General features: G+C 46.0%; 5 protein-coding genes, 1 tRNA gene and 1 pseudogene. 2 read left to right on the top strand and 5 right to left on the bottom strand.

The window, feature by feature from the left end; all coding sequences use genetic code 11:
* Together P5683_RS22700 and P5683_RS22695 are read right to left on the bottom strand one after the other, a co-directional pair.
* Positions 1-160 (bottom strand): annotated as a pseudogene (locus P5683_RS22700) (RNA-guided endonuclease TnpB family protein); the annotation flags it as partial.
* 96 nt (positions 161-256) lie between these two features.
* Positions 257-424 carry a hypothetical protein gene (locus tag P5683_RS22695; protein ID WP_006621079.1) on the bottom strand — a complete coding sequence of 56 codons (168 nt, stop codon included), beginning with the start codon at positions 422-424 and terminating at the stop codon, positions 257-259.
* Between the two features lie 18 nt (positions 425-442).
* Between P5683_RS22695 and P5683_RS22690 the strand changes: the two genes are divergently transcribed.
* Positions 443-2,356, top strand: a complete 1,914-nt coding sequence (locus P5683_RS22690; RefSeq protein WP_315641096.1) for a transketolase C-terminal domain-containing protein — start codon at positions 443-445, stop codon at positions 2,354-2,356.
* A gap of 117 nt (positions 2,357-2,473) precedes the next feature.
* On the opposite strand, the gene P5683_RS22685 is transcribed toward P5683_RS22690, so the two are convergent.
* Both P5683_RS22685 and folB read right to left on the bottom strand, forming a co-directional pair.
* Positions 2,474-3,304 (bottom strand): exosortase-dependent surface protein XDP2, encoded by an 831-nt coding sequence (locus P5683_RS22685; protein ID WP_006621081.1) that lies wholly within the window; start codon positions 3,302-3,304, stop codon positions 2,474-2,476.
* Between the two features lie 286 nt (positions 3,305-3,590).
* Positions 3,591-3,944, bottom strand: coding sequence for a dihydroneopterin aldolase (gene folB, locus P5683_RS22680; protein WP_008049009.1), 354 nt, complete (start codon positions 3,942-3,944; stop codon positions 3,591-3,593).
* Between the two features lie 221 nt (positions 3,945-4,165).
* On the opposite strand from folB, the gene P5683_RS22675 reads away from it, so the two are divergent.
* Positions 4,166-4,238 (top strand) — tRNA-Arg (locus P5683_RS22675).
* 320 nt (positions 4,239-4,558) lie between these two features.
* Here P5683_RS22675 and P5683_RS22670 read toward each other — a convergent pair.
* On the bottom strand, positions 4,559-4,714 hold the full coding sequence (locus tag P5683_RS22670) for a hypothetical protein (RefSeq protein ID WP_155839082.1): 156 nt from the start codon (positions 4,712-4,714) through the stop codon (positions 4,559-4,561).
* Positions 4,715-4,876 lie beyond the last annotated feature (162 nt).

Genomic DNA, 4,876 nt, shown 5'->3' with positions numbered 1-4,876 from the left:
CTAGCTGACCAAGCTCTTTCAGCGCTGGCTTGTCTCGCTTGAGAATTGAGTTCGTCTAGCGCCAACAGCTATTGCGGACCAACTGTGCTGTACGAATTGCCTCAGCTACTGCAATGAACTGACTTGGTTTTCCGTAGGTTTTGAACTCAAAAACTAGCATGGCTTTACCTCCTATCTTATGCTAACGCCATCAGCACAAAATATTCGATATTGCCACAAAAATTTACAATTAAAGCCGTCCTAGAAGGACGGGGTTTTAGACCCAGTTTCTTGATAACAGACACCCCGTCAAACATAGGCGGGATAATTTGGGACTTTTTTGGGAAATGTGGAGAGTAAGTGCTGAAGTGGGGCCGAAATGTGAAACAATCAAATCAAGGCGATCGCAGTCCTTAGCAACCACGATCGCCCATGAAGTTGACATATCTAAACTGGAATACTCATGACTGTTGCTCAAGCCGTCTTCCCCATTGACTTGGGAGCCTACCAATACCTGAAACTTGACCCAGCCAATAGCACCCTAACCGACGAACAACGAAAGGCCCTGAAAGCTAATATTGAACTGGTCAGAGATGCGATCGTTTTCTTCACCGCCACTGGCGCAGCGCGCGGAGTTGGCGGACACACAGGGGGACCCTACGACACCGCCCCAGAAGTAATGATCCTTGATGCCTTATTTCGCGGTTCCCCCGATAAATTCGTCCCTATCTTCTTTGACGAAGCCGGACACCGGGTGGCTACCCAATATTTAATGTCCGTACTCGAAGGCTCTATGCCCGCCGAACAGCTCCTGAGCTATCGCGCCGCACATTCCAAACTACCCGGACACCCCGAATTAGGACTCACCCCCGGCGTAAAATTTAGCTCCGGTCGTCTCGGTCATATGTGGCCTTACGTCAACGGCGTAGCCATGGCTAACCCCAATAAAACCCTTTTCTGTCTGGGTTCCGATGGTTCTCAACAGGAAGGAAATGATGCTGAAGCCGCTCGTCTGGCTGTCTCCCAACAGCTTAACGTTAAACTGATTATTGATGATAACGATGTCACCATCGCCGGACACCCTTCTGATTATATTCCTGGCTACACAGTCGCCCAAACCCTTATCGGTCACGGTCTGAAAGTCCTAGAGGGAGATGGAGAAGATATTGATAGCCTCTATGGTCTGATCTGCCAAGCTATTAATACAGATGGTCCCGTTGCCGTGATTAACCGTCGGAAAATGTGTGTCGGAATTGAAGGTCTCGAAGGTTCCCCCCACGGTCATGATGTGATTTCAGTCAAGGCGGCGATCGCTTATTTGGAAGCCAAAGGTCGCACCGAAGCGGTTAAATATCTACAAGGTATCCAAGCACCTAAACAAAACTACACCTTCATCGGTTCTAGTGACGATCTCGGTTCCAACCGTAACGTCTTTGGGGATGCCGTCGTTTCCGTTCTCGCTACCATGACAGATAGCGATCGTAAAGAAAAAGTCCTTTGTGTCGATAGCGATTTAGAAGGCTCCTGTGGTCTACAAAAAATCCGCACCGCCTACCCAGAAATCTTTATCAAAGGCGGTATTATGGAGCGCGGTAACTTCTCCGCCGCCGCCGGGTTTGGTATGGAAAAAGGCAAACAGGGGATTTTCGGCACCTTTAGCGCCTTCTTAGAAATGTGCATTTCCGAAATCACTATGGCGCGCCTGAATTACTCCAACGTCCTCTGTCACTTCTCCCATAGTGGCATTGACGACATGGCTGATAATACCTGCCATTTCGGAATTAATAATATGTTCGCCGACAATGGCTTAGATGACGGTTACGAAACTCGTTTGTATTTCCCCGCCGACGCTAACCAGATGAAAGCCTGTGTCGAAGCCGTATTTTTTGACCCCGGACTCCGGTTTATCTTCTCTACCCGTTCCAAAGTTCCCTATATTCTCAACAGTGACGGAAATCATTTCTTTGGCCACGGCTACAAGTTCATCCCTGGTAAAGATGAGGTCATTCGCGAGGGTACTGCTGGTTATATTGTCAGCTTTGGCGATAGTTTGTACCGTTCCTTAGATGCTGTCGAGCGCCTCAAACAAGAAGGTATTGATGTGGGGTTAATTAATAAATCTACCCTCAATGTCGTTGATGAAGATATGTTAGCCAAAATCGGAAACGCTCCCTTTGTCATGGTCGTCGAAGCCTTTAACCGTCGCACTGGACTCGGTAGCCGTTTTGGTTCCTGGTTGCTAGAAGGTGGCTATACTCCTAAATACGCCTATCTTGCTACTCACAAGGAAGGTTGTGGCGGTCTCTGGGAACAGTTCCCTCATCAGGGTATTGACCCCAACGGTATTATGACCAAGGTTAAGGAATTAGTCCGTTAGTCACCAAACAACCTTTTTTCTGGTTAAAAAATATAGGGCGGGTTGATCAAGTTGATCAACCCGCCTTCCTGTAGAGTCTATGCAGTAGAGAATCTGAAGCTAACCGTTACTGCAATTCTACGCTTTATTTCCTTTCTTGCGAAGGTTGGAAGCAACCAAACCAGCACCAATAGCGCCTAGACCGAAAATCATACCTGGTTCTGGTACAGCAGCACCAACCACTTGCCAGTCTGGTCCATTATAATCTCTTCGCATACGATTATTGCCAGGACCATCCAACTCAGACCATGCAGCACTTACACGAATACCACCAATAGACCTTACTGAGGGGTCAAGTCCTAAATCAGCCAAGGAAACTCCCCGAGAACCGACCCGTTGAACATTATTTCCGATTTCTAGTGTATTAATGCTAAACCCGGCATCATCCCAGTTGTTCCGTCCAATAGTAAAGGTATTACCCAAACTGTTGCCTAGTCGGTCGATCGCTTGAACTGTTACAGCACTGTTCATGCCACGTTCCCACAAAAACAGGTTATCAACCCGACGATCAAACCAAACATTGATGGCGAAACTTCCGCGGTCCTCTCCATCGATAATGCTGTTAAGGTTATTATTTCCCAAAGATGTCACAATGTCTTCATTGGTGGGGTTTTCCCTGGATGTTCCTACGGTTGCTAGTGGTCCCATATCAGAACTAGCAGCACCTGTGTTACCACCTGTAAAGGGGTCGTTATAAACGATCTCAGCACGGTTGACAAAGGCAAAATTACTGAAAATATTGTCATTGACCTCAACAGAATTCAGCCAGACATCCCCTCTCGGAGCATTATTCCCTGTTAAGGCGTACTCAAAGTTTGTCTGGAAGGAAAATGCTTGAGCAGAACCTGCGAATCCTAGACCACCGGCTAGTAAACCTAAAAATACTGATAGACTTAGTTTAGTGTTCATAATTTTTACCTCTGGTGTGATAATTTGACTAACTTAGATAACTGGGCTGGACTTCGTACTTTCGTACTATTAATGTTGTAGCATCATTTCCCTGGTGTGTCTAATGTAAAACACCTTTTTTACCAAAGATTTATAAATGTATGGCTTTTGTAAAGGTAGCTTTTTAGTTTTGTGACTATGGTCTTGAATGTATTTGTCACAAATCACAGCCTGTTGTGATCAGACAACTAGGGAAAGGTATAACCTGAAAATGGAGCTAACCGACTCCTAATTGCGGTGGTGAATGTTAAGGTCTAGTGATTTCAACTTGAATTTGTCCGCTAAAGTCAGGAATGGGGGGAGCGAGTTTAATTAACTGGATCTGAACCCGCTCAACCTGGGACTGTTCCAGGATAGCTTGAGCGATCGCCTCTGCTAGTCTTTCCACCAGAGCAAATTTAGCCGTTTTTACAATATGCTCAACTGTAGCAATGGTTCCCCGATAGTCCACCGTATCTGCGATCGTATCACTATGTCCGGCAACGCGCAAGTCAAACCACAAGCGCACATTAACTTCAAACCACTGACCTAATACCCTTTCCTCCTGGAGATATCCCGTATAACCATAACTGCGGATACCTTTAATTTCAATTGAGTCCATATTTTTAGCTAACCTTTTTGTCATTGTGATCTTAATTTTCACCCAAAGCGCCACCTATGGTAGAAATATAGGCCCATGACCCAGGAAATTTTAGCGTTGAGGTTCCTGGTATTTGGCGAACCGACCCCCTCCCTGCTATAGGGGATTGATTGCTAAGAGATGAAATTGTCGTTGGGTTGATCAATATTTGCCGAATATATGTTATAGTGAATTTGGTCTTAGGGCATGTAGCTCAGTGGATAGAGCATCAGATTCCGGTTCTGAGGGTCGGGGGTTCAAATCCCTCCATGCTCGTTTTTTCTATTGCCTTATCCTGACGGCGATAGCGGGAATTTACTTAACCCGATAGTCGTACCGTCACACTCAAAATGCACTCCATTCAGTCTTAGCACACGGGACAATTGGTGCATATCCCTTAGCAGCAAATCTTAATTATTGACGGGTTAATCAATAAGCACAACTTAATCAATCTGTCAAATACCCATATCACCCCCTAAACCCGACAAGTGATAGGGTAGCTCCCTTGTGATACCCGTCAATGGCAAGCCTATCGGTTCGTTCGTCACCATTGACTGCTATCACATCGGTCACTTCCCCAATAGTACTTGTTCCGGTTATGGGGGGAGGGTATGATTCAAAGTCAACACGATAGCCGTAGGTAGCCGTAGAGGGGAACCTTCTAAGTAATCAATGTACAAAGATATCAGACCGCCTTTCCGTGGACTATACCTATAGGTAAACCTATGAGCGATCGCGTTGTAGTCGGTCATCTATGCCTCCGTTTTGGGAAAGGTGAGCAGTAAATCGCGGTAATATTCGTATGGCTTTACTGTTAGTCTTGCCGGGAACAAACTTCCATTTTTAATTTTTCTCCGAGTGCATCTTCAGCTACATCCAGATCATAATCCATTTGCAAACCCATCCAAAACCGG

The organism is Limnospira sp. PMC 1279.21 (assembly GCF_032349615.1).
Taxonomy (GTDB): Bacteria; Cyanobacteriota; Cyanobacteriia; order Cyanobacteriales; family Microcoleaceae; genus Limnospira; species Limnospira fusiformis.
Note: the sequence above shows the minus strand (reverse complement) of the source record. Positions and strands in the feature narration are given on the sequence as shown.

Coding starts and splice junctions, on each gene's coding strand:
- P5683_RS22690 (WP_315641096.1), top strand. CDS start 443: ATGACTGTTGCTCAAGCCGTCTTCCCCATTGACTTGGGAGCCTACCAA.
- P5683_RS22670 (WP_155839082.1), bottom strand. CDS start 4,714: ATGACCGACTACAACGCGATCGCTCATAGGTTTACCTATAGGTATAGT.
- P5683_RS22685 (WP_006621081.1), bottom strand. CDS start 3,304: ATGAACACTAAACTAAGTCTATCAGTATTTTTAGGTTTACTAGCCGGT.
- folB (WP_008049009.1), bottom strand. CDS start 3,944: ATGGACTCAATTGAAATTAAAGGTATCCGCAGTTATGGTTATACGGGA.
- P5683_RS22695 (WP_006621079.1), bottom strand. CDS start 424: ATGTCAACTTCATGGGCGATCGTGGTTGCTAAGGACTGCGATCGCCTT.